Origin of the sequence: Acinetobacter sp. C13 (assembly GCF_016809775.1) — a bacterium.
Taxonomy (GTDB): domain Bacteria; phylum Pseudomonadota; class Gammaproteobacteria; order Pseudomonadales; family Moraxellaceae; genus Acinetobacter; species Acinetobacter pittii.
Window position 1 is genome coordinate 1 of the sequence record NZ_JAFBJL010000002.1, and the last position, 23743, is coordinate 23743.

Annotated in this window: 21 protein-coding genes, 1 tRNA gene and 1 pseudogene; 13 read left to right on the forward strand and 10 right to left on the reverse strand. The window is 38.2% G+C overall.

The features are described from left to right. From JGE69_RS05310 to JGE69_RS05320, 3 genes are all read left to right on the forward strand, one after another. The coding region (locus JGE69_RS05310; protein WP_199113189.1) for a BapA/Bap/LapF family large adhesin at positions 1-2507 on the forward strand (2507 nt) is incomplete at its 5' end. A gap of 144 nt (positions 2508-2651) precedes the next feature. After that, positions 2652-4307: a poly alpha-glucosyltransferase gene (locus JGE69_RS05315; protein ID WP_199113187.1), complete on the forward strand. Its 1656-nt coding sequence runs from the start codon at positions 2652-2654 to the stop codon at positions 4305-4307. Further along, positions 4304-6034, forward strand: coding sequence for a CapA family protein (locus JGE69_RS05320; RefSeq protein ID WP_199113185.1), 1731 nt, complete (start codon positions 4304-4306; stop codon positions 6032-6034). The genes JGE69_RS05315 and JGE69_RS05320 overlap by 4 nt, the downstream gene beginning before the upstream one ends. On the opposite strand, the gene JGE69_RS05325 is transcribed toward JGE69_RS05320, so the two are convergent. Next, the gene (locus JGE69_RS05325; protein ID WP_002115569.1) at positions 6031-6747 is read right to left on the reverse strand and encodes a hypothetical protein; all 717 of its coding nucleotides are present in this window, start codon (positions 6745-6747) and stop codon (positions 6031-6033) included. The genes JGE69_RS05320 and JGE69_RS05325 overlap by 4 nt on opposite strands. A gap of 81 nt (positions 6748-6828) precedes the next feature. On the opposite strand from JGE69_RS05325, the gene JGE69_RS05330 reads away from it, so the two are divergent. After that, positions 6829-7158, forward strand: coding sequence for an MGMT family protein (locus JGE69_RS05330; RefSeq protein WP_002115572.1), 330 nt, complete (start codon positions 6829-6831; stop codon positions 7156-7158). 25 nt (positions 7159-7183) lie between these two features. After that, entirely contained in the window at positions 7184-7933 is a 750-nt protein-coding gene (locus tag JGE69_RS05335; protein WP_161283130.1) for a hypothetical protein, read from the forward strand. Between the two features lie 40 nt (positions 7934-7973). Here the strand turns inward: JGE69_RS05335 and JGE69_RS05340 are convergent, their stop codons facing one another. After that, positions 7974-8411 (reverse strand): universal stress protein, encoded by a 438-nt coding sequence (locus JGE69_RS05340; protein ID WP_017385767.1) that lies wholly within the window; start codon positions 8409-8411, stop codon positions 7974-7976. A 188-nt stretch (positions 8412-8599) separates the two neighbouring features. Between JGE69_RS05340 and JGE69_RS05345 the strand changes: the two genes are divergently transcribed. After that, positions 8600-10030, forward strand: coding sequence for a P-loop NTPase fold protein (locus JGE69_RS05345; RefSeq protein ID WP_068531187.1), 1431 nt, complete (start codon positions 8600-8602; stop codon positions 10028-10030). On the opposite strand, the gene JGE69_RS05350 is transcribed toward JGE69_RS05345, so the two are convergent. Both JGE69_RS05350 and JGE69_RS05355 read right to left on the reverse strand, forming a co-directional pair. Next, positions 10025-10654 carry a CatB-related O-acetyltransferase gene (locus JGE69_RS05350; RefSeq protein ID WP_199113183.1) on the reverse strand — a complete coding sequence of 210 codons (630 nt, stop codon included), beginning with the start codon at positions 10652-10654 and terminating at the stop codon, positions 10025-10027. The two genes, JGE69_RS05345 and JGE69_RS05350, sit on opposite strands and share 6 nt — an antisense overlap. A 105-nt stretch (positions 10655-10759) precedes the next feature. After that, positions 10760-11152, reverse strand: a complete 393-nt coding sequence (locus tag JGE69_RS05355) for a RidA family protein (RefSeq protein ID WP_081309553.1) — start codon at positions 11150-11152, stop codon at positions 10760-10762. Between the two features lie 139 nt (positions 11153-11291). On the opposite strand from JGE69_RS05355, the gene JGE69_RS05360 reads away from it, so the two are divergent. Further along, positions 11292-11882, forward strand: a complete 591-nt coding sequence (locus tag JGE69_RS05360; RefSeq protein ID WP_199113182.1) for a TetR/AcrR family transcriptional regulator — start codon at positions 11292-11294, stop codon at positions 11880-11882. A 78-nt stretch (positions 11883-11960) separates the two neighbouring features. On the opposite strand, the gene greA is transcribed toward JGE69_RS05360, so the two are convergent. The 3 genes from greA to carA form a co-directional block, all read right to left on the reverse strand. Further along, positions 11961-12437 (reverse strand): transcription elongation factor GreA, encoded by a 477-nt coding sequence (gene greA / locus JGE69_RS05365; protein WP_002115570.1) that lies wholly within the window; start codon positions 12435-12437, stop codon positions 11961-11963. Between the two features lie 88 nt (positions 12438-12525). Then, on the reverse strand, positions 12526-15756 hold the full coding sequence (gene carB / locus JGE69_RS05370) for a carbamoyl-phosphate synthase large subunit (RefSeq protein WP_005067595.1): 3231 nt from the start codon (positions 15754-15756) through the stop codon (positions 12526-12528). Between the two features lie 14 nt (positions 15757-15770). Continuing rightward, positions 15771-16910, reverse strand: a complete 1140-nt coding sequence (gene carA / locus JGE69_RS05375) for a glutamine-hydrolyzing carbamoyl-phosphate synthase small subunit (RefSeq protein ID WP_016146221.1) — start codon at positions 16908-16910, stop codon at positions 15771-15773. Positions 16911-17046: 136 nt separating this feature from the next. Between carA and JGE69_RS05380 the strand changes: the two are divergent. Further along, positions 17047-17193, forward strand: a pseudogene (locus JGE69_RS05380) (hypothetical protein); the annotation flags it as partial. 29 nt (positions 17194-17222) lie between these two features. Then, the gene (locus JGE69_RS05385) at positions 17223-17810 is read left to right on the forward strand and encodes a hypothetical protein (RefSeq protein WP_033847991.1); all 588 of its coding nucleotides are present in this window, start codon (positions 17223-17225) and stop codon (positions 17808-17810) included. A 59-nt stretch (positions 17811-17869) separates the two neighbouring features. Here JGE69_RS05385 and JGE69_RS05390 read toward each other — a convergent pair whose 3' ends face one another. Then, positions 17870-18406 (reverse strand): DOMON-like domain-containing protein, encoded by a 537-nt coding sequence (locus JGE69_RS05390; RefSeq protein ID WP_199113181.1) that lies wholly within the window; start codon positions 18404-18406, stop codon positions 17870-17872. Positions 18407-18422: 16 nt separating this feature from the next. After that, entirely contained in the window at positions 18423-18746 is a 324-nt protein-coding gene (gene yhbY / locus JGE69_RS05395; protein WP_002115576.1) for a ribosome assembly RNA-binding protein YhbY, read from the reverse strand. Positions 18747-18945: 199 nt separating this feature from the next. On the opposite strand from yhbY, the gene rlmE reads away from it, so the two are divergent. The 4 genes from rlmE to JGE69_RS05415 all read left to right on the forward strand — a co-directional run bounded on the left by rlmE (position 18946) and on the right by JGE69_RS05415 (position 23058). Beyond that, entirely contained in the window at positions 18946-19596 is a 651-nt protein-coding gene (rlmE, locus tag JGE69_RS05400; protein WP_000235573.1) for a 23S rRNA (uridine(2552)-2'-O)-methyltransferase RlmE, read from the forward strand. A 133-nt stretch (positions 19597-19729) separates the two neighbouring features. Continuing rightward, complete coding sequence (gene ftsH, locus JGE69_RS05405) at positions 19730-21625, forward strand: ATP-dependent zinc metalloprotease FtsH (RefSeq protein WP_033848050.1); 1896 nt, start codon at positions 19730-19732, stop codon at positions 21623-21625. A 132-nt stretch (positions 21626-21757) separates the two neighbouring features. Beyond that, complete coding sequence (folP, locus tag JGE69_RS05410; RefSeq protein WP_199113180.1) at positions 21758-22609, forward strand: dihydropteroate synthase; 852 nt, start codon at positions 21758-21760, stop codon at positions 22607-22609. A gap of 134 nt (positions 22610-22743) precedes the next feature. Next, the gene (locus JGE69_RS05415) at positions 22744-23058 is read left to right on the forward strand and encodes a DUF5713 family protein (protein WP_005067609.1); all 315 of its coding nucleotides are present in this window, start codon (positions 22744-22746) and stop codon (positions 23056-23058) included. Between the two features lie 419 nt (positions 23059-23477). Here JGE69_RS05415 and JGE69_RS05420 read toward each other — a convergent pair. Beyond that, positions 23478-23563 (reverse strand) — tRNA-Leu (locus JGE69_RS05420). Positions 23564-23743 lie beyond the last annotated feature (180 nt).

Here is a 23743-nt window from a genome sequence, read left to right on the forward strand (position 1 = left end):
CAGGCTTGAGCACAGCAGATGGCGGATTGACCTGGACAGCGACCTTCACACAAGATGGCACTGCGACAGCACCAAGCATCAGTGTTGCGGATAACACCTATACTGACCTTGCAGGTAACTTGGGTACTGGTGCAGCATTGGCTGGTTTAGTGGCTGACATTACCCCACCGACCCTTGCGATCAGTGCCACTGACCTCAACTTATCTTTAGGTGAAAGCACGACAGTAACCTTCACGTTCAGTGAAGCAGTGACTGGCTTTGATGCATCGGATGTGACTTTGGCAGGCGGTACGTTAGCAGGCTTGAGCACAGCAGATGGCGGATTGACCTGGACAGCGACCTTCACACAAGATGGTACTGCGACAGCACCAAGCATCAGTGTTGCGGATAACACCTATACTGACCTTGCAGGTAATTTGGGTACAGGCGCTAATCTTGCTGGCCTTGTTCTTGTGCCAACAATTACTGCACATGACAATGTAGATAGTGTGGCAATTGATATTGTTCCATTAACTACAACGGGTATTAATGCTGGTTCTGCAACCTATCTAGCATTGATAGGTGTAACTGAAAATCTCAACGTATCGCTTCTTGGTACTCCGAGTGTCAGCTTCAGTATTGCAGCTGGACATACTTCAGATGCAACGATTAGCTATAGCGCTTTATTAAGTTTGTCTTTGCTTAACGACTATAAAATTGTTTTACAAAAACAAGCACCAGATGGTTCTTGGCAGAATGTTGCAGGTGATGCTAGTACTGGGCTAATTAACGTCGGAATACTTGGTGGTAATGGATTCGGTGCGACTATCACAGACTTGGCAAGTGGTTCTTATAGAGCGTTTATGGTCTATACCGGTGTGGGTGCAGGATTGTTAGGCACAATGAGTGTGGTTCGCGATGATTATAATCACACAGTAGTACCTACATATAGTGCAGCAACAGTGAGCGGTAATGTGCTTACGGATGATGATTCGACTATATATGGTCCTTCATATGTCCAAGATACAATCACTGGAACTACAGTGGTATCTACAGTGATTGGTGAGCAAGTAGGCGCGATATTAACACCTATTGGTTCTTCAACCCCAGTAACAGGAGCTTATGGAACACTTACTATCTCTGCAAATGGTTCATATAGCTATACACCAATTGCCAATGCTGCAAACATTGGTAAAGTAGACAGCTTCACTTACACCATTACTGATCCTGTATCAGGTGGTACTAGTACAGCGGTATTGCACATACAGATTGGATCACCTGATGTCAGCATTACTTGGAATACTGCTAGTCCTGGAACGGATGGTACGACTCAAATCGTTGCCAATGCAGACCAAGCTGTTGCAACAGTTGATTTTAGTAACTCAACTGATACACCTGTAGATGTTCCAAGTCCGAACATAACAATCAACTTGATTGGTTCGACTTCTGTAGTTTCTAATAGCTTCACTGTTGCGGCAGGAGATCTGGTAGATGTACAGGTAGCAGCAACTTATGCTAATCAACCATTATTAAGTGCATTACCAACAGTGAGTTATGTTGTTCAACAATTTGTTGGTGGAGTATGGGTTGATACAACTTATACTGGTTCGGCGGCAGCGCTTGCCAGTGTGGGTGGTATTAGTCTCGGAACAGTGGCTTTCCAAGATGCTGTTCTGCACTTAGGAGCTGGTACATACCGTATTGAGTATACGTTGACAGCGATTACACTTGGTACAACAACGTTGGATACACAAGTAACGACTACTACAACGCACTTGAACAATTACTCATCTGATTGGATCCATGGCAACATTATAGATGGTGACACAATAGGTGGGGTTGCAGACAGTGGTACCTTTACTGCTGATGGTGTCAAACTCTATGTTGAAACAAGTCCTGGTGTGTATGTTGAGGCTACTGGTCAATCTATCACTACTGCGAATGGTACATTTGTGATCAATTCGAATGGTGACTATGATTATCGTGCCAATACTTCGTCGTTAACATTAACGAACCCAACCGATACCATTAACTACAAGTTAGTGGCAGCGAATGGTTCCGAGTCTTTATCATCATTGACGGTTAACCTGACTACTTCTGATTACAATACTCATGTAATTAGCACAGCAGCGAATGATACGTTCAATACAGATACTGGCACGATTGGTTTTGGTTCAGATACTTTGATCTACCATGTGTTGAATGGAAGTGCAGCAACAGCTAGTAATGGTGCAACTACTGGCGGTAATGGTGTAGATACTTGGGCTAACTTCCATGTGGGTAATGTTGCTACAGATCAGCAAGCTGATTTAATTGATATCAGAGCATTACTCGATGGAGATCAAACAGACGCCAATATTGGACAATATCTAAATGTCACTGTAAGTGGTGGTAATACAACTATTCAGATTGACCGTGATGGTTTAACAGGATTTATTCCGGCTAATAACTTTACGAATCTGTTGGTTTTACAAGGTGTTACTACTAGTGAGGCAGAGTTACTTGCTAATGGTCAAATTATCTATTAATAGATAATTAACCAAATAAAAAAAGAGCCTTAGGGCTCTTTTTTTATGTTTAAACAATACGTTAACTTAGCTTTTTATATGTTCATGCTATGATGGATTGAAAACTTTATAGAACAACAAATAACGGATAGGGACTGATTTCGAGTGACAGCATTTTTAAACTTCCAAAGACAGCTGAACCTTTGGTTAGAACATATCGCTCCACATGCTTCCGCTTTTCAGGATGAAACAATTTTATTTATATCTTATGGGCCTAAAGACCAAAGATGTAACGTATGGCATAGTGAAAAAACAAGCTTTTCACAAGCAAAAATACAATTATTAGCTTTCGTTAATGACCAGTTTGCACAGGAAATACTTACTGATTATATAAAAATTGATATTGCATATAATTTAACGAAGCAAGCTTGGCAAGTAGTAGAGCAGCAGGTCCATCAGCAATTTCACAATAACCACTACCGTAAAGGTATTGGGTTTGATGAACACTGTTCAGTGGTTTTTCTTGAGCAAGAGATTTATGGAAAGGCAATTATACGAGGTTTGAGCTATGACAAACCCAACTTTTTTGATGAAACAAACCTAAATTATGCAATTAAGCAAAAATATAACGCGACTAAACCACAGATTAAACTACAAGAGCTACAAGACATTTGGACTTTTGATACCTACGCAGCATTTTATGAAAATGGGCAATTCATTAATTTAGCGAGCGGTTATGATGCGAATGGTATTAGGGCGATTTCGAGCAATAAGAAACAGCATTTTCAGTCGTTAATTGAAAAAAATTCGGCATTTTTGCATGATCAAATTCAAGAAAATGGCAAATTTATCTATGGCTATTTTTCTGCCTATGATCGAGATATTCGTAACTACAATACGGTACGCCACTGTACCTCTGTGTATGCGTTGCTGGAAACATTTGAAGTGCAGAGCAAACCAGAATATTGGCCCAAGATACATGCTGCCATCCAATATGCGCTGACCAACTTTTATAAAGAAAAAGACTCTGAAATCAGCTTTATGATTGATGGTAAAGAAGGGGAGTTTGAAATCAAATTAGGTGCCAATGCGGCTGCTATTTTAATGTTCACTAAATATCAAGAAATTACCCAAAAAACTGATTATCAAAAATATGCAGAGAAACTTGCAAATGGTATTTTAAAATTAGTCGATTCAAATGGCTCAACAACTCATGTATTAAATTATCCAGATTATGATTTAAAAGAAAAATTCAGAATTATTTATTATGATGGTGAAGCTGCTCTAGCTTTATTAAGGTTATATCAAATTAACCAAGATTCTAGATTATTAGAAACTGTTAAATTAATGTTTGAATGTTTTATTGAAAAGAGATATGAAAAATATCATGACCATTGGTTAAGTTATTGTACCAATGAGCTCACTAAAATATGCCCTGAAGATAAATATTTTATTTTTGGTTTAAATAATTATTTAAAACATTTTATTTTTATTCGTAATCGAAAAACGACTTATGCGACTTTACTAGAAATGTTAATGGCTGCTTATAAAATGGTAAGCCGCTTAAAAGAGCAGGGACGTACAGCACTTTTTGAGCAGGCGTATATGCCTGAGCTTCAAAAATTAATTGAATTTAGAGCTGATTTTCAAACGACAGGCTTTTTTTATCCGGAAATGGCGATGTATATGGCACGACCAGATAAAATTTTACATGCATTTTATATTCGCCATGATCGTTTTCGAGTAAGGATTGATGACCAAGAGCATAACTTATCGGGTTACATCGCTTACGTTAAAGATTACAAAGGTGATGAGCTATGAAGTATCAACCCGTTGAAATCAAGTTATTAGCACATATCGACACTACAAATTTTGATGAAGCTGTATGGCAATTTGAATTTGACGATGATATCTCCACGTTATTGCTAATCGACTATGCACTAGAGCAATTTCAGCAAAAAAAAGTACAAGCTCAAGATGTCTATGTTGTGCCACAAAATATGAGTAAGCAAATTGGACAGCAAAATTTAGGTTTAAAAGCATCTGAAAATTACACTTTTACCGAGTTATTGCAGTTCTTAATTTTTACTCAAGCAGTAGATGTAAAAGAAGCTTTAAGTAATATGCTCTTCGGTAAAAGTGAAAAAGCACATTTAATTTTGTCCGAAAGGGCTGATGTCTATCACTTAACATTAAAAAAAGAAGGTTTACGAAATCAGCTAAAGCATTTATTTTTATTGCTCAGAAAAATTTATAGCTATCCAGCTGAAATCAGAAAACAATTCTTTATAAAAGAGCTGAATTTTAAAGGTAAGTCTTATCTCCCTCAGACACCATTAATGGCACAGAATGTAGTAGAGGTCTTATATCTTACAAATTCTTTTAGAAAAATTTATCTCACGTTCTTTGAAGAAAACCAAACGATTGGTTTCTTTTCATTTTTAGATGATATTCATCGTGCTGAGCACTTGATTCCTTATTATCATTGTTTTCAAGCACAGAAGGTACAACCTAGAGTTTGCTCAGCCCCAAGTGGCATTATCAACATTTTGGGAGATACTTATTTTGGGGAGATCTATACAGAAAAGCGCAAGTCAAAGGGTCAAAAAGATGCTCTACAACAATATGGATATGACTATTCTTTTGAGAAAATAAAAGCTTTTTTAGGTGAACATGACTTAAATATTACTAACTTTGAAGCGGTATTTTCTTTAGAAAACCAATCTCCTTTAGGTCATAAAAAGCCATTTATTCTTAAAGCTGATGTTGAACAAACATTAGCAGCATTCAAAAATATTCACCTTAATCATGTGGTGTTGGCAAACAACCATCTAAAAGACTATGGGGATCGTGGACTGACCTATACATTACAACAGTTGGATCAGGCTAACATTTCTTATATCGGGGCAGGTGTAAACCAAAAAGATGCTCATAACTACTTTGAGCTCTCTTTTGAAAATAAGCGTTATGCTATTTTTAACGGATACTGGCACAGAGACACTGCCTATCTCGATTATGATTTTTATGCTTTAGGTCATAAGAGTGGGGTCGCGTGTTTAAATGGTGTTTTGCTTGAACAAATAGGTCGCTATAGGCTGATTCATCCTGAACATAAAATTATTGTTATTTGCCATTGGGGTGTCGACTTTAAGCCAATTACGAAAGAACAGAGTAAGCTTGCTACGATTCTAATCCAAGCTGGCGCTGACCTGATCATTGGCCATGGTGCCCATACTATTCAACCTGTCCAGATCATCAACCAAAAGCCAGTCGTATTTGGTATTGGCAATGCTGTGTTTAATAGCAATGGCGAATATGCAAAACACAATGCTTTACCATTTGGCTGTATAGCAAGGTTAGATTTATCAAAAGACTTACTTCACCTTTATCCAATTTACACCAATAATTTGAAAACATTTTGGCAGCCGTATCCAGTCGATGCTGAAGATTTCTTAAAAGCTAGTACCTACATGACATCTTTACTGACCCCTGAAAATTACATCGCTACCCAAGATAACTTAGGGACTTATATTGAAATTAAATTTTAGGGATATTGTTTGTACGTTGATAAAATCGTTTGAAGTTGTACCGGCGTAAATCCTAAATTTCTTAAGCCACCACTGCCTAATTTACATTCGGCGCTTGCCATGATGTTGGTTGGAGTACGTTTTGTAGCTTTTGGCGCACAAACATGTTTTAGACCAAACACATGTCCCATTTCATGCACGCTACCAGCCTGAATATTATAATTGAGGCGATTCCAGTCTAATAAAATAAAGGGTTTGCCATTATTACGAAAGGCTCTACTCGTTACATCTTCAAATTTCCATTTTGTTGAATAGGCATCATAAATAAAAACAATCACTTCTTTACTTGCAGTTCGTTTCGGAAAACACGTATTTACACTGGCAGGAATGGTTTCAATCGTAATTGGGTAGGGCTGATTAATCTGTTGTTTTAAATCACAATGTAATTTTGAAAATTCTTCATAAGGAATATAACGATGTAACTTAAATTTAAAAATTTTATTATTTTTATCATCTACATAGTATTTATTTAATATTTTAATTTCCTTACGCATCTGTTGATAATTATCAAACTTTGTAGCTTCTGGAGAGTTGGTTGTAAAAACAAAAGTGACTGGAATAATAGGGCGGCCATCTGTAGAGACTTTAGGTGTTTCTCCTAAAGGAAGAGGAGGGCGTGTAGTACAAGAAACGCATAGTAAAGTGCCAGTAATCACCAGTAATGTTTTTTTCATGCAGATTTCCCTCAAGCCCACCTTGGATTGCATTTAGTTTTGTTCAAAATTTTTTATATGATATGAATGATGTCAATTTTTATGGAGTCCATTTTGACAACTCAGTATGAACTACATCGGCAAATTTTAGAAGTCATTGCTTTGATTCCTTATGGAAAAGTTGCAACCTATGGACAAGTGGCTCGTATGGCAGGATTACCAAAACATGCAAGATTAGTCGGCTATGTTTTGAAACATCTTGAAGCTGATCATCAAGTTCCTTGGTATCGTGTAATTAATTCTCAAGGCAAAATTAGCCTAAGTAAGTTTAATGAAAAAGGTGAAAACATTCAGCAATTAAAACTGGAAGCTGAAGGTGTTTATTTGTTAAATGGTAAAGTTGACTTAAAGCAGTTTGCTTGGCAGCCTTAATATTTATGTTAGAGAGTAAATACACATGCAAAAGAATAATAAATGGTGTAGTGGAGCAGTATTACTTTTAAGTTTGATGGCGCAGGTGAGTTATGCTGAAAAGGATATTTCAACTCAACCTTTTGCAAATATAAAGGCTTCTCAGCAAGACATAGATTTGATATGCAAGCAACTGAGACAGAAATGCAGTGGTGAAGCTATCCTGTGGAAGGGAAAAAATATGCAAGATTCGATTTATTACCTAATAGATGAAAGTCCACAAATTGTTCAGGTTAAGAAGCAAAATAATCAATATAAAGTAGTTGATCAATGGGACTTTAAAGATTATCAACATCATAATAAAGAGCCTCATACCGATGATTTGGGACCAGATGGATTACAAATCTTTCCAGCTTTATATCCCTTAAATAAAAATGAGTTTGTAATCGCAGTAGTTAATAGATGGTTTACGGGTTACTCAGGAGGAGGGCGTTTTGAAGAAAATGCTGACTTCATTAAGCTCAAACCTCATGGGGAGTATCAAGTTGCACTAAAAGATATTGCTTTTTCTTCACGAGAAATGATTCGAGCATGTTTTTCAGAACAAGATTATAAAAAATCGCCCCATTGTCATGATGAGGCATGGATGATACTAAACATTCAATTTAAAGATGTGGGACAACCATATTATTTATGGCAATTAAATTATAAAAATTATTCTTGGGAAGCTTTCAAAAGTAAAAAAACAATAACGGTTGAGCAATCGCGTGAAGAGGTTATGCCTTTTAAGAAATAGAAGCCTATCTTGCTCACTTTAGCCAGACAGGCGTCTCACTTTAGCGAACAATTAACACGGGAATATGGCTTTCCCCTAAAACTTTTTGTGCAACACTTCCCAACACGAGTTTTCGGACTCCCGTGCGGCCATGAGAACCCATGACAATCAGATCTGCATTTAAGTCTTGAGCAGCTTGAATGATTTCCTCATGTACAACAAACCCTTCTAACAGTTTGGCTTCAACAGTAATGCCTTCGTTGGCAAATTCTTGTTTTGCTTTTTCTAAAATGTCGAGCAAATAAGTTCTTGTACGTTCAATCAACTCATTAGTTTGGCCAGTTTTTACGTAGACATCAGCAATAAATGGGTCAAGTGCCATCACTTGTACAACTGTAATTTTACTATTTAACGCTTTTCCCAGCTTAATGGCCTCTTTCATGGCGACCATAGAAGTTTCAGAACCGTCAATTGGTACTAGAATATGTTGATATAACATGAGTATTTTCCTTATCATTTTATTTCAGTTAGACTTAAATCTTTCTTTAAATAATAGCTATTTCCCTATATTAAACCCATTAAATACTTAAAAAAACCTAGTAGAACAATCTAAATTATTTGTTTTTAGTTCAATCATTCTAAATGCTATATTGGAGTAATAAATTTTACTTTTATCTAATTAATACAATGAGCGAATTACACCAACTTAATTGGAATAATACAAACTTAGATAATATTGAGAATGCTTGGGAGGGAGACCTTTGGGGGCGAAAATATTTGGGAGAAAGATTAACTAACTATGTTGATCGGTTACAGTGTGGAGCTGTTCTTACTTTAGATGCACGTTGGGGAGAGGGAAAAACATGGTTTGTTAAACATTGGCAAAAGCACCTTGAGCATACTGACCATAATGTAATTTATTTAGATGCTTTTGCTAATGATTACTTAGATGACCCTTTTTTATTAATAACTTCAGAAATTACAAATATCTTAAGTAAAGACAAAAAAACTAAGAAAAATGTGGAAAATCTAATCGAATTGTCGGCATCTATTGGAACAGCTCTATTACCATCTTTGCCTAAAGTAGCACTTACTATGGGCTTACATTTAATTGGAGCTGGTTTTTTAGGTGGACTTTTACAGCAAGGTTACGAAAATGCAAAAGATGAAGTAGAAAGTCTAACTGAGGAAGCAAGTGATCGTATTAAGGAAAGCATTCAAGAAAAAATTGCAAGGCATGAGGCTGAAAAGAAAACACTAAATGATTTCAAAAAATATTTAACTGAGACAGTTAGTAAGTTGGACAAGCCATTAGTTTTTATAATAGATGAATTAGATCGCTGCCGTCCTGATTTTGCTATCCGTTTGATTGAACGAATTAAGCATTTTTTTGATACTCCAAAAATTGTTTTTGTTCTAGTAATGAATAAAACGCAATTACTTCAATCAATAAAAACTTTTTATGGATATGATTCGGAAATACAAGGTGACTATTTAGAAAAGTTTGTAGATTTTACAATTCAGTTTCCATCTAATATTGCAGATTATCATTATGAAAATATAATTAAAGAACAATTGTTTAGAGTCGGAGAATTAACAAGTTTAGATGAAGTGAATGAACTATATTTTTTTACTTTGGCCTTACAGCTTGAAAAAAAACTCAATGCGCGTGCATTTATAAGAAAAATTAATCAATTTGCATTGTTACGAACTGATAATCCTAATAAAAATTTGATTTTACTAAGCTATATCATGGGGGGAGAGCCATTTGCAAATCATCAAATTTATATAGAGAAAGTTATTAACAAATTAATTTCTTATCTATGTAAAAATAAGCGAGAATTTCTAAGCAAGCATCATTTGAGTGCAGGTATGCATGGTATGGAAAATATTTCAGATGCGGAGTGGTATAGAATTATTCTCGAATATGATTATCAAGTAAAGGGAACTATTATTGATAAATTAATGCAAGCATATGATCAAGCTAGACGTAGTAGTGATAGTTCTTCAAGAGAATATACTTTAAGAAATTTCCTTAAAGATTTAGCTATTTATAACATTGATCACTCAAATCGTTTTGAGGAAGATTGGAAATCATATATTAAAGAAGGGCTATAATTCTTGAATTTCCATATATTCATATAGACTAGATATATCATCAGTTTGAAGATATTCACGTATTTTCAAAATTTGCTTCTCATCTAAATCATAAAGTTTTAAAGCAAGTAGTTTGTCGATTTGTTCTTGAGGAAAGCGATATTTAATAATTTTCGCAGGTACTCCACCTACAATTGCATAGGGGGGCACCTCTTTAGTGACTACAGCTCCGGTTGCGACTACTGCGCCTTCACCAAGTTTTACACCTTGCATAATCATTGCACGGCTTCCAATCCAGCAACCATCTGCAATTATAGTGTCACCAGCCGCTAAAAAACTTCGGGTATCAAAAGGGAAAGTCGAAATCCAATCTGGCCTATGAAGTTGATTGCCACCCATCATGATCACACACTCAGCGCCAAAACAAACAAAATTGCCAATATAAAGTTGGTCAATCGGTTTCTCTGGCGTTGAAGCTTTGTCATGTAAATAACGTACTACACAACGTTCAAAGCCTTGATCCCAATAAGCTGAATAATAAGAATAATTTCCTTTAACATGGATATTTGGATTTTTCACAGTTTTGGAAATAAACTCAAATTCGCACCAATGACGAACAGGGGAGTTAATTAACTTTTCAGCCATAAGGGAGATATAAAAAAGGGAATACACCATTATACCGAATTGCGATTCAAGCTGAACCAATAATCTTAGCTCAGCCAATGAATCTAAAGTACGTGCTAATTTGAATTAATTATTATGAGGAATACGTGCAATAACTTTAATCTCAAAATCAAAACCAGCTAACCAAGTTACACCCACAGCGGTCCAGTTGGGATAAGGATTTTGTGTAAAGATTTGATTTTTAACTTTCATAATGCTTTCAAACTGCCGTTCAGGATCAGTATGAAAGGTGGTGACATCAATAATATCATCGAAAGTGCAACCAGCTGCTTTCAGTGTCTCTGCTAAGTTTTTAAAAGCTTGTATTACCTGTTTTTCAAAATCAGGTACAGGTGAGCCATCTTCAAGGCTACCAACCTGCCCTGAAACAAAGAGTAAATCTTTCGATTGAATTGCGGCTGAATAACCATGCTGTTCATATAAGGCATGGCGGTCTTTAGGAAATATTGCAGTTCTCATCAGTTTTGTTCTCCATCAGTATTTAAATACCAATCAGTAAATGTCGCTCAGATTTCACATACGCTTCGTATGTAAACATAATTGACATACGAGCCGTATGTCAATTAAAATTTTTTGTGATGATTAGCTGGTAAAAGACATGTCTGTTCGTGAACAAAAGATGGCGGAAACCCGTAAGAAACTGATTGAAGTAGCACGTCGTGCATTTGCTGAATATGGTTATGCAGATACTTCAATGGATAAACTCACGGCAGAAGCAGGGTTGACTCGTGGGGCGCTTTACCATCATTTTGGTGATAAGCGTGGTTTATTTGCTGCAGTGGTCGATCAAATTGATTCACAAATGGCAGAATATGCCCAGCAGCATTTAGAGCAGCCTGATGATCTTTGGGAAGGATTGTTACTTGAAGCGCAGACCTATATTCAAAATGCTTTGAATCCTGAGTTTCAGCGTATTGTGTTGCGTGACGGACCTGCAGTGCTAGGTGATCCAGCGCATTGGCCTAGTCAAAACAGATGCTTGCAGTCTACCCGTAGGTGCGTTGAACAACTATTAGCAACGGATCGAATTAAAATTGTAGACCCAGAAGCGGCGGCAGTGCTTTTAAATGGCGCCGCCATGAATGCCGCATTATGGGTAGCGTCTAGTGAATATCCTGAACAGGTACTCCCTGAAGCATTAAATGCTTTTCAAATCTTTGCATCAGGTTTTTTAAAAAAACTATATTAAATTATTTTTAGTAATTGTATGAAATATAAAAAACCCCTCAATTGAGGGGTCTTATAGACAAAGCATATCTATTTAAAATTAAAGATATTCTACACTTACGATTTCATATTCCACTTCACCTTGAGGAGTAACGATTTTTACTTCATCACCTTCACTCTTGCTCAAAAGGCCACGTGCGATTGGTGAGTTCACTGAGATTTTATTGATTTTAAAATCTGCCTCATCATCACCAACAATTTTATAAGTCTTGCGTTCTTCAGTATCAAGGTTTTCAATCGTTACCGTAACACCGAATACAACACGACCGTTTTGTTCTAAGTCCTTAACATCGATGACTTGTGAAGCACCCAATTTTCCTTCGATATCTTGGATGCGTCCTTCACAGAAACCTTGCTGTTCACGAGCAGCATGGTATTCTGCATTTTCTTTTAAGTCCCCATGTTCACGTGCCTCAGCAATTGCTTGAGTAATACGTGGACGTTCAACAGATTTCAGATGTTGTAATTCTTTCTCTAAGGCGATTTTACCTTCAGGGGTCATTGGATAACGTTGCATTTCGGTCCCTCTTAAGTTGAGAAAACACAGTTAAAAAAATGAAAAAATCCCGCCACCGATAAGGTGACGGGACTTATCGGTAAAAAAATTAACCTACAGTTAAATCTTGCAAGCGGTATACATCCATTGGCAATTTCACAGCAAAGGCTTGGCAAACAGCTTCTGCGCCATTGATAGTCGTTGTGTAATACACTTTGCCTTGTAGGGCAGCACGACGAATCATTGCAGAGTCATATTGAGCCTGTTTACCTTCAGTGGTATTGACAATAAGGTGTATTTCACCATTTTTCAAGCGGTCAACAATATGTGGACGACCTTCAGTAACTTTATTTACAGATTCGCATTCTAAACCTGCTTCTTTAAGCACTTGGTAAGTACCACCTGTTGCAACAAGCTTGAAGCCATATTCAACTAATTTCTTAGCGATATCAGCGATATATTTCTTGTCAGATTCACGTACTGATAAGAAAGCATGTTTTACTTCGCCTTCAGTTGGTAAACCAGGTAAGCGTTCATTTGAGCCTAAAACAGCTTTATAGAATGCTTCACCAAATGTTTTACCTACGCCCATCACTTCACCTGTAGATTTCATCTCAGGTCCAAGCATAGGGTCTACGCCTTGGAATTTAGCGAATGGGAAAACGGCTTCCTTCACAGCAAAGTGAGTTGGAATGATTTCTTTAGTAAATCCTTGAGACTCAAGAGATTGACCTGCCATACAACGCGCAGCAACTTTCGCTAAAGAATCACCAATACACTTAGATACGAATGGAACTGTACGTGAAGCACGTGGGTTAACTTCTAGAACGTAAATATCGTCACCTTTTACAGCGAACTGAACGTTCATCAAGCCAACAACGCCAAGTTCTTTTGCCATCGCAATCGTTTGACGACGCATTTCATCCTGAATTTCTTTAGATAAAGAATAAGGAGGAATCGAACATGCAGAGTCACCTGAGTGAATACCAGCTTGTTCAATATGCTGCATAATACCGCCGATCACAACGTCTTTACCGTCAGATACACAGTCAACATCAACTTCAGTTGCGTCATCTAGGAAACGGTCAAGAAGAACAGGGGCTTCATTAGATGCCTGAACTGCTTCACGAAGGTAACGTTTAAGTTCTTCTTCGTTATATACGATTTCCATTGCACGACCACCTAATACATAAGATGGGCGAACAACAAGCGGATAACCTACTTTTGCAGCTTCAGAGATACCTTCTTCAGCAGATTTTACAATGCTGTTGTTTGGTTGACGAAGCTGTAAACGTTGGATCATTTGTTGGAAACGTTCACGGTCTTCAGCACGGTCAATCGCATCTGGTGATGTACCGATAATTGGAGTACCTGCTTCTTCTAAAGCACGTGCCAATTTAAGCGGAGTTTGGCCACCATACTGTACGATTACGCCTTTAGGCTTCTCTGTACGTACGATTTCAAGTACATCTTCAAGTGTTACAGGTTCGAAGTATAGACGGTCAGATGTGTCATAGTCGGTAGAAACAGTTTCAGGGTTACAGTTCACCATGATTGTTTCGTAACCGTCTTCACGCATAGCTAATGCAGCGTGTACACAGCAGTAGTCAAATTCGATACCTTGACCAATACGGTTTGGACCACCACCAATCACCATGATCTTGTCACGGTTTGATGGATTTGCTTCACATTCTTCATCGTAAGTTGAATACATGTATGCAGTACCAGATTCAAACTCTGCTGCACATGTATCAACGCGTTTGTAAACTGGATAAACACCCAAGTTCCAACGTTGCTTACGGAATTGCTTTTGTGAAATGCCCATAAGGTGAGCAATACGAAGGTCAGATAAACCTTTACGCTTGAACGAACGGATGTTGTCAGCGTTTAAGTCACCAAAACCTAAAGTTTTCACTTGAGCTTCAGTTTTAACGATATCTTGAATTTGGATAAGGAACCAGCGGTCAATCTTAGTCGCTTCAAAAACTTCATCTAAAGAGAAACCATGACGGAAAGCGTCAGCTACGTACCAGATACGCTCAGGACCTGGAACTTTAAGTTCTTTTAGAATAATTTCTTTTGCATTTGTTGCACCAGCTTCGATTTTTTCATCAAAACCGCTTACACCAACTTCAAGACCACGTAATGCTTTTTGTACAGATTCTTGGAAGTTACGGCCAATAGCCATCACTTCACCAACAGATTTCATCTGAGTAGTAAGAACTGGTTCAGCTTGCGGGAATTTCTCGAAGTTAAAACGAGGAATCTTCGTTACAACATAGTCAATTGATGGTTCGAAGCTTGCAGGAGTTACGCCACCAGTGATGTCATTTTTCAATTCATCAAGGGTATAACCAACAGCAAGTTTTGCTGCGATTTTAGCAATCGGGAAACCTGTTGCCTTAGAAGCAAGCGCAGATGAACGAGATACACGAGGGTTCATCTCGATAACAACCATACGGCCGTCTTTCGGGTTAATACCGAACTGAACGTTAGAACCGCCTGTCTCAACACCAATTTCACGAAGAACCGCAACCGAAGCGTTACGCATCAATTGGTATTCTTTGTCAGTTAATGTCTGAGCTGGTGCTACAGTGATTGAGTCACCAGTGTGTACGCCCATTGGGTCAAAGTTTTCGATCGCACATACGATAATACAGTTGTCGTTTTTGTCACGAACAACTTCCATTTCGTATTCTTTCCAACCAATTAAAGATTCATCAATCAATAACTGGTGAGTAGGAGAGAGGTCAAAACCACGTTCACAAATCTCAAGGAATTCTTCGCGGTTATATGCGATACCACCACCCGAACCACCCATTGTGAATGATGGACGGATAATTACCGGGAAACCAAAGCGTGACTGAATTTCTAAAGCTTCTTCCATTGTTTCAGCAATGGCAGCTTTTGGACATTCCAAGCCAATTTTACGCATAGCGATATCGAAGAGTTTACGATCTTCGGCTTTCTCAATTGCGTCTTTAGTTGCACCAATTAATTCAACATTATATTTTTCAAGAACGCCGTGCTCATCAAGTGCAAGTGCACAGTTCAACGCAGTCTGGCCACCCATAGTTGGTAATACTGCATCTGGACGTTCTTTTTCAATAATCTGTGCAACTGTTTGCCAAGTAATTGGTTCAATATAAGTTGCATCAGCCATTGAAGGGTCTGTCATAATGGTTGCTGGGTTAGAGTTAACCAAAATAACACGGTAGCCTTCTTCACGAAGCGCTTTACACGCTTGAGCACCTGAGTAGTCAAACTCACATGCCTGACCAATCACAATCGGGCCAGCACCAATAATTAAGATGCTTTTAATATCCGTACGTTTAGGCATTATTCGCTCCTTAATTACTGTTTAGATGCTTCGATAAGTTCGATGAAATGATCGAACAATGGGGCACAATCATGTGGACCTGGGCTTGCTTCAGGGTGACCTTGGAAGCTGAAAGCTGGTTTGTCTGTACGGTGAATCCCTTGTAAGGTGCCATCGAACAATGATTTATGCGTTGCTTTTAAGTTAGCCGGTAAAGTTTCAGCATCTACAGCGAAACCATGGTTTTGTGAAGTAATCATCACTGTACCATCTTCAAGATTTTGTACAGGGTGGTTAGCACCGTGGTGACCATGGTTCATTTTTACAGTTTTTGCACCAGAAGCGAGTGCCAAGATTTGGTGGCCTAAGCAGATACCAAATACAGGTAATGTTGTGGTTTCAACAATAGTTTTTACAGCTTCGATTGCATAATCACAAGCAGCTGGATCGCCAGGGCCATTTGAAAGGAATACGCCATCCGGATTAAGTGCCAATACTTTTTCAGCCGGAGTTTCTGCAGGTACAACGGTTAACTTGCAACCGCGGTCTGCAAGCATACGCAAGATGTTGGTTTTGACACCGTAATCGTATGCAACTACATGATATTTTAATTCAGGTTGAGAGAAGCCTTGGCCTAGAGTCCATGAACCTTCAGACCATTCAAAACCAGTTGGATCGCAACATTCTTTTGCAAGGTCTAAACCGTTTAAGCCACCAAAAGCACGAGCTTTGGCTATAGCTTCTTCTTCAGTAATATTTTCGCCAGCAAGGATGCAACCATTTTGTGCACCTTTGTCACGCAAAATACGTGTTAATTTACGTGTATCAATATCCGCGATTGCAACAACATTGTGCGCTTGCAGATATTCACTCAATGACTGTTCAGCACGGAAGTTGCTGTGTAGTAGTGGAAGGTCACGAATAATTAAACCATTCGCCCATACTTTATGGATACGACCAGATTCAACGTCTTCCGCGTTGCAGCCAGTGTTTCCAATATGTGGGTAAGTTAATGTCACAATTTGTTGTGCATAACTTGGGTCAGTCAAAATTTCTTGATAGCCTGTCATGGCTGTGTTAAAAACGACTTCTCCAGTCGTACTTCCCGTTGCGCCGATTGACGTTCCTTTAAAGATCGTTCCATCTGCGAGGGCTAAAATGGCGGGGGTGCTCAAACCAAAGCTCCTGAATTTCGGCTGTAAAAAAGCGAGTAGACCCAAAAAAGATAGGCGATGTTGTGATAAAACATGCCCCTCCCTATCGGTCTGCTCGCTTGTAACTTAACAGCGCATTATACGCATGGAACCTTAAAAAGTCTATTTATTTTCTGCTAAAAAACATAATTCATTGCTTGATTTTTACAAAAAAATTATGTGCTCATCCGAATCATTTACTTTTAATAAATTGTCTAACAATTTGCTGGCTGAATTTTTAGAACTGGATTTATTGTATTGCTAGTTAAAAAATAAACAATATGAGGAAATAGCATGAGTAATGATCAAGTTTCAAAAGATGTGAGCGAGAAAGCTCAAGCTGTAGTTGATTCAGTAAAAGCTGAGGTGAATGAAGTGAAAGAAACCGTAGCTGCTACTACAACTAAAGCAAAAAGAACAGTCACTGCTAAAACTGCGCAAGTAAAAGAAAGTGTTGCAGAGAAAACTGAGCAGATTAAAGAAGTTGCTACAGAAGCGAAAACTCAGGTGAAAGAAGCTATCACTGAAACTCAAGAGCAGGTCAAAGAGGTTTTAAGTGAAACTCAAGAAAAAATTGAAGCTGAAACTCATGAGTTAAACAAGAATATTCAAAATCAATTTATTCAAATTAAACAAGATATTTTACAACGTCTTGATGTGATTAAAGCTCAGTTTAGCACTTCACAAGAAGGACTATCTGAACTTAAAAATGCTTTGAAAGCAGAAATTAACGCGCTTATCGAAGATTTGACTAAAGTCAGTAAAGAACTTAAAGGTGATATTAGCCAGATTTCTTTGAAGCACAAAGATTCTTTAAGTGAAAGTATTAAGCGTACTAAAAATAATGCAGTTGAAGCTTGGAATAAAGCACGAGATAACTAATGATCTTAGCTTTTACCCAGCTATAAAAAAGCGAGAATTAATTTCTCGCTTTTTTACTTTTAAAACTGATGTAACCAGTCACGCTTATTATGGAAATCTGCACTTTTTCCACTATGCTGCATTGCATAGTACTGCATACCTTCTTTGGTTTTTAAAACTGCAGTTAAACCTAAATAGAGGTTTGCCCATTTCAAGCGATGCTTTTGCATAAATTGTCCCAAATCAAGACTAACATTTAAGCCATAATGAGTACGCTTGAGATGGTTCAGTTCGATATCGTAAGCAGCAAGGGGAGGCATACTTTCTGGGTAGCGATATTCTTCAAACTGATAAGACTGCCATGCTTGAGAAGGGGAAAGGTTAATTTCCCGATAATAATCTTCATCATGCACGCCAACAAAAATTTCGAAACAAGTTTCTTCCCACAAAAAATCCTGACGAGGATGAGCCGCGACTTCTTGGGGCCAGACAATGAGTTGATTTGGATCACGAATCCAAAAACCGACATTTAAGGTGTGCGGTGCTTGCTGTTCAATTGCGCCAACAACAGAAACAGCATGAAAACGATCAAAAGCTGAAAGTTCGTAACTTGCCATAGTTTGTCAAATCAACTTAGTTTGCTAAATGAGCGTGGCGAACAAGATTAGACAAATGCTGGTTTTGTTTAGCTGCTTTTTTGTAAAGTAAAACAATTTTACCAATCTTTTGCACAGCTTCTGCGCCAGTCGCTTCTACAATTGCATCAATTACAGCAGTACGTGCTTCACGGTCTTCACCAGCAACTTTAACTTTGATAAGTTCGTGGTCGTTTAAAGCACGAAGAGTTTCTTCGATAACAGCATCTGTTAAGCCTTGTCCACCAATCATGACAACCGGATTAAGCACATGACCAATTTGACGTAAACGTTTACGTTCATGGATAGATAAAGCGGCCATTAAAAATACCTGATTTTAAAAACGACTTAGTATAGCAAAAAACTTAAATTCAGATGTACGAAAAACTGTATAAATAATCGATCAACATTATTGGAAAAAAACTGTAAAACTTGGTGAGATTACGCTACATCCGTACTGTAATGAGAGTAATTTTCACGTACAATGAACGATCAGAAGTTTTTTTGATATTTAGTGAGTTATGGCAACACGCATTACAAACCAGAAATTGTCGAAAAGTAGTCGTGCGTGGATGAGGGAACATCTAGACGATCCTTTTGTAAAAAAAGCACAAAAGGAAGGGTATCGTGCGCGAGCAGCATATAAACTTCTTGAAATCCAAGAAAAATATAAGTTGATCAAGCCAGGCATGACGGTAGTCGATTTGGGTGCAGCTCCTGGTAGCTGGTCTCAAATTGCTGGAAAACTTGTGGGTAGCAAAGGTTTAGTGATTGCTTCCGATATTTTGCCTATGGATGCTTTGCCTGATGTCACTTTCTTACAAGGCGACTTTAGAGAAGAAGCTGTATTTGAAAAATTGTTAAATATTTTAAATGGGCGACAAGTAGACATTGTAATTTCTGATATGGCCCCCAATACATCAGGTAATAGGGCTGTTGATCAACCTAGACAGATTTACTTATGTGAACTGGCTTTAGATTTTGCTCAAAAGGTTCTTGGTCCTAATGGACAGTTTGTGGTTAAAGTGTTCCAAGGCGCAGGATTTGATGAGTTTCGTAAACAAGTGGTTGATAGTTTTGATGTGTTAAAGACAGCAAAACCAGCAGCTTCTCGGGCGCGCTCTAAAGAAGTTTTTTTGGTTGGACAAGGGCGTAAGAAAGCATTGCAATAAAGTTTACTTGCCAAGCTCCTAAAAATTGTGCATTTTGTACTTTTAGGTTATCCGCAAGCAATACAGTTGCTGTTTTTATGACGATCAGCCAAGATTGGGCATGATCAAATTAGATCGATATGGGAATAAAGCTTTGAGCGATTACTTCAAGAATGCCGTATTGTGGCTAATAATACTTGGTGTTCTGATTTTAATTTTCAGTAATATCAGTGACCGCAATAAGCCTACTGCGATGAAATATTCAGATTTCGTTGCAGCGGTGAATGCTGGCCAAATTAAGCAAGTCACAATTGACGGTTTAAATATTAATGGTGAAAAAACTAACGGATCACAGTTTGAAACTGTTCGTCCACAAGTTGAAGACACTGAGCTTATGCCGAGCTTAAATAAGCAAAATGTTGTTGTAGAGGGAACTGCTCCTCAACGTCAAGGCATTTTGATGCAACTTCTCATTGCTAGTTTCCCTGTACTGTTAATCATTCTGTTATTCATGTTCTTTATGCGTAACATGGGTGGTGGTGCAGGCGGAAAAAATGGACCGATGAGTTTTGGTAAGTCGAAAGCAAAAATGCTTTCTGAAGATCAAATCAAAGTCAATTTTTCTGACGTCGCTGGTTGTGATGAAGCAAAACAAGAAGTTGTTGAAATTGTAGATTTCTTAAAAGACCCTGCAAAATTCAAACGTTTGGGCGCGACTATTCCTCGTGGCGTACTTATGGTTGGTCCTCCGGGTACTGGTAAAACGTTATTAGCCAAAGCAATTGCTGGTGAAGCTAAAGTTCCTTTCTTCAGCATTTCAGGTTCTGACTTTGTCGAAATGTTCGTGGGTGTGGGTGCGTCCCGTGTCCGTGATATGTTCGAGCAAGCTAAACGTCATGCGCCGTGTATTATCTTTATTGACGAGATTGATGCAGTAGGACGTCATCGTGGTTCAGGTACAGGTGGTGGTCATGATGAGCGTGAACAAACCTTAAACCAAATGCTTGTAGAGATGGATGGTTTTGAAGGTAATGAAGGTGTGATCGTAATTGCTGCGACGAACCGTGTTGATGTCTTGGATAAAGCATTATTGCGTCCAGGTCGTTTTGACCGTCAAGTAATGGTAGGTTTACCTGACATTCGTGGTCGTGAGCAGATTCTGAATGTACATTTGAAAAAATTACCTTCAGTTACGGGTGTGGATGTTAAAGTTCTATCTCGTGGTACTCCAGGTTTCTCTGGTGCACAGTTGGCAAACCTTGTTAACGAAGCTGCATTATTTGCTGCACGTCGTAATAAGAACACTGTCGACATGCATGACTTTGAAGATGCAAAAGACAAAATCTACATGGGACCAGAGCGTAAATCGATGGTTCTACGTGAAGAAGAGCGTCGTGCAACTGCTTATCATGAAGCGGGTCATGCGATTGTTGCCGAGATTTTACCGGGTACAGATCCTGTTCATAAAGTAACGATTATGCCGCGTGGTTGGGCTTTAGGTGTAACTTGGCAGTTACCTGAACAAGACCAAATTAGCCACTATAAAGACAAGATGCTAAACGAAATTGCAATTTTGTTTGGTGGTCGTATTGCTGAAGAAGTATTTATCCAACAGCAATCTACTGGTGCTTCAAATGACTTTGAGCGAGCTACTAAAATGGCACGTGCAATGGTTACGAAGTACGGTATGTCTGACAAAATGGGTGTAATGGTTTACGAAGATGAAAACCAAAATGGTTTCTTTGGTAATGTAGGAAGTCGTACGATTTCTGAAGCAACTCAACAGTTAGTTGATGAAGAAGTACGTCGTATTCTTGATGAGCAATACAAAGTTGCCCGTAATATCTTGGAAAGTAATAAAGATATTGCACACGCGATGGTAAAAGCTTTGATGGAATGGGAAACAATTGATCGTGATCAAATCCGTGACATTATGGAAGGTCGTGAGCCACAACCGCCTAAAGTATATGTTGCTGAAAACCCAGTGGCTGCATTTGAACCACCAAAAGATGGTCCATCTACACCGCCACCATTGCCAGCAATGAACTAATTAGTTAATAAAAAAGCCACAGTCATGTGGCTTTTTTTATGGGTTTGATTTTGTTAAAAGCTGAAAACAAATCAACACCATACATAGATGATAATTGCTAAAATACAGCCTGATTTTAAACTGGAGCTTTTTATGCAACTAATGCCTTTGCCTCAACAAATTTTACAGTGTGGACAGCTTCAGTTAGATCTATCACAGCCTCACGTTATGGGTATATTAAATGTCACACCAGATTCTTTTAGTGATGGTGGAAAGCATAATCAAATAGATCAAGCGATTGCTCATGCGCTAGCCATGATAGAGCAAGGTGCTACCATTATTGATATTGGTGGAGAGTCTACCCGTCCAGGGGCATCTGAAGTAAGCATAGAAGAAGAAATACGAAGAGTTGTGCCCGTAGTTGAAGCTTTAGCTAAACATAATATTGTTCTATCAATTGATACGAGTCAGCCTGATGTTATTCGTGCAGCGAAAGAAGCAGGAGCACATATTTGGAATGATGTACGTGCGCTTACTCGTCCCAATGCTCTAAAAACGGCAGCAGATCTGGATATACCTGTAGTGATCATGCATATGCGTGGTGAGCCTACTACAATGAATCAGTTGGACCAATATACAGATGTAACCTTAGATGTTATAGCAGAGCTTCAGCAGCGCGTGAAAGAAGCTTTAAATGCAGGTGTGAAAAAACATAATATTATTATTGATCCTGGGTTTGGTTTTGCAAAAAATGCGCAGCAAAATTTAAGACTACTCAAAGAATTTTGGAAGCTCGGTGAAATGGGTTATCCAATTTTATCTGGCCTTTCTCGTAAACGTTTTATTGGTGAAGCATTAAAAGGTGTAACTGCAGATCAGCGTGCGGTAGGAAGCGTTGCGGGGCATTTACTTAGTATTCAGCAAGGAGCATCCATTGTCAGAGCACATGACGTGAAAGCAATGACTGATGCAATTCTAGTTTGGAAGGCGATGATACAAGCTTAGCAAAGTAGGCTCTATAAAATCAGGTCATAGCTCATTAATTTAATGAGCTAGATGATTGAGTCAGGGAAAAATATCGTTATTCTTTTGAAAATATGTTATAAGCGGCAAGTTTTTGCTGTTGTGTAAACTTTTGTATGTTCGAAGACTTACTTCTCCCGATGTTTGATGATGAATATTATCCAGATATTTTGGTCGCTGAACTCAAGCAGCTCATTGAACAATTTGCTAAAAAAGTTCAGAAGCCTGCTTTAGCTGAGCAGGATATTTATCGATATGCTCATCAAACTGTAATTGAAATCAATGAAATGAAACCTCAGTTCGAAGATCTAGATTCTTCGTTAGATGATAGTGCTGCTGACTATATTGCTGAAGCAATGATGATGGTAGCACAGGAAGCTGGATATTTAGACCTTGAAATGGAAGAGCTGGTGATGAATCGAGAGTGGTGATTACTCTCGATTTTCAATATCTTCAAATACATCTAATAAGTGGCAAGATGCCTTTAAATGTATTTCGTCTATTTCTTTAACTTTTAAAATTAAAACACCATATCTCTTGATAATCTACGTCCGCTAACAAACTGACCCAATAAGTTTCTCGTTTTTGTTCCAGCGTTTTAAATTTATCTATTATCTGTTCGGGTGCTTTAACTAAATAATCATCTTTGGTGATAGAGCAACGTGAAAAATACCAATGGTTGTCTTTGAAAGAAAGGGTGCCAGAGAAAAGATCAGTGGCGTAAACCTTTGTTATAAAAAGGGTAGTGCAAACGAGTAATAATATTCTTATCATAAAATTCATTTTGATTAGGCATAAAAAAACCAGCATACGCTGGATTCTTTGTAGCACCAAATTCAATATTTGAAAATGGTGCCCGGGGCCGGACTCGAACCGGCACGCTTTGTGGGCGGGGGATTTTAAATCCCCTGTGTCTACCTATTTCACCACCCGGGCATGTGCGCAATAATAGAGGACAAGTGCGCGATTGGCAAGAGAAAATCAGAGAGTTTGCTTTATTTTCAATCAGTTCTTGTTGGTATTTATATAAATTAACCAATTTGTGTCATGATTTGTTCATTAAACTGAGATCAGTTGTTCATCTTATCTACCTAAATTTAAGACACTCATTGCTTA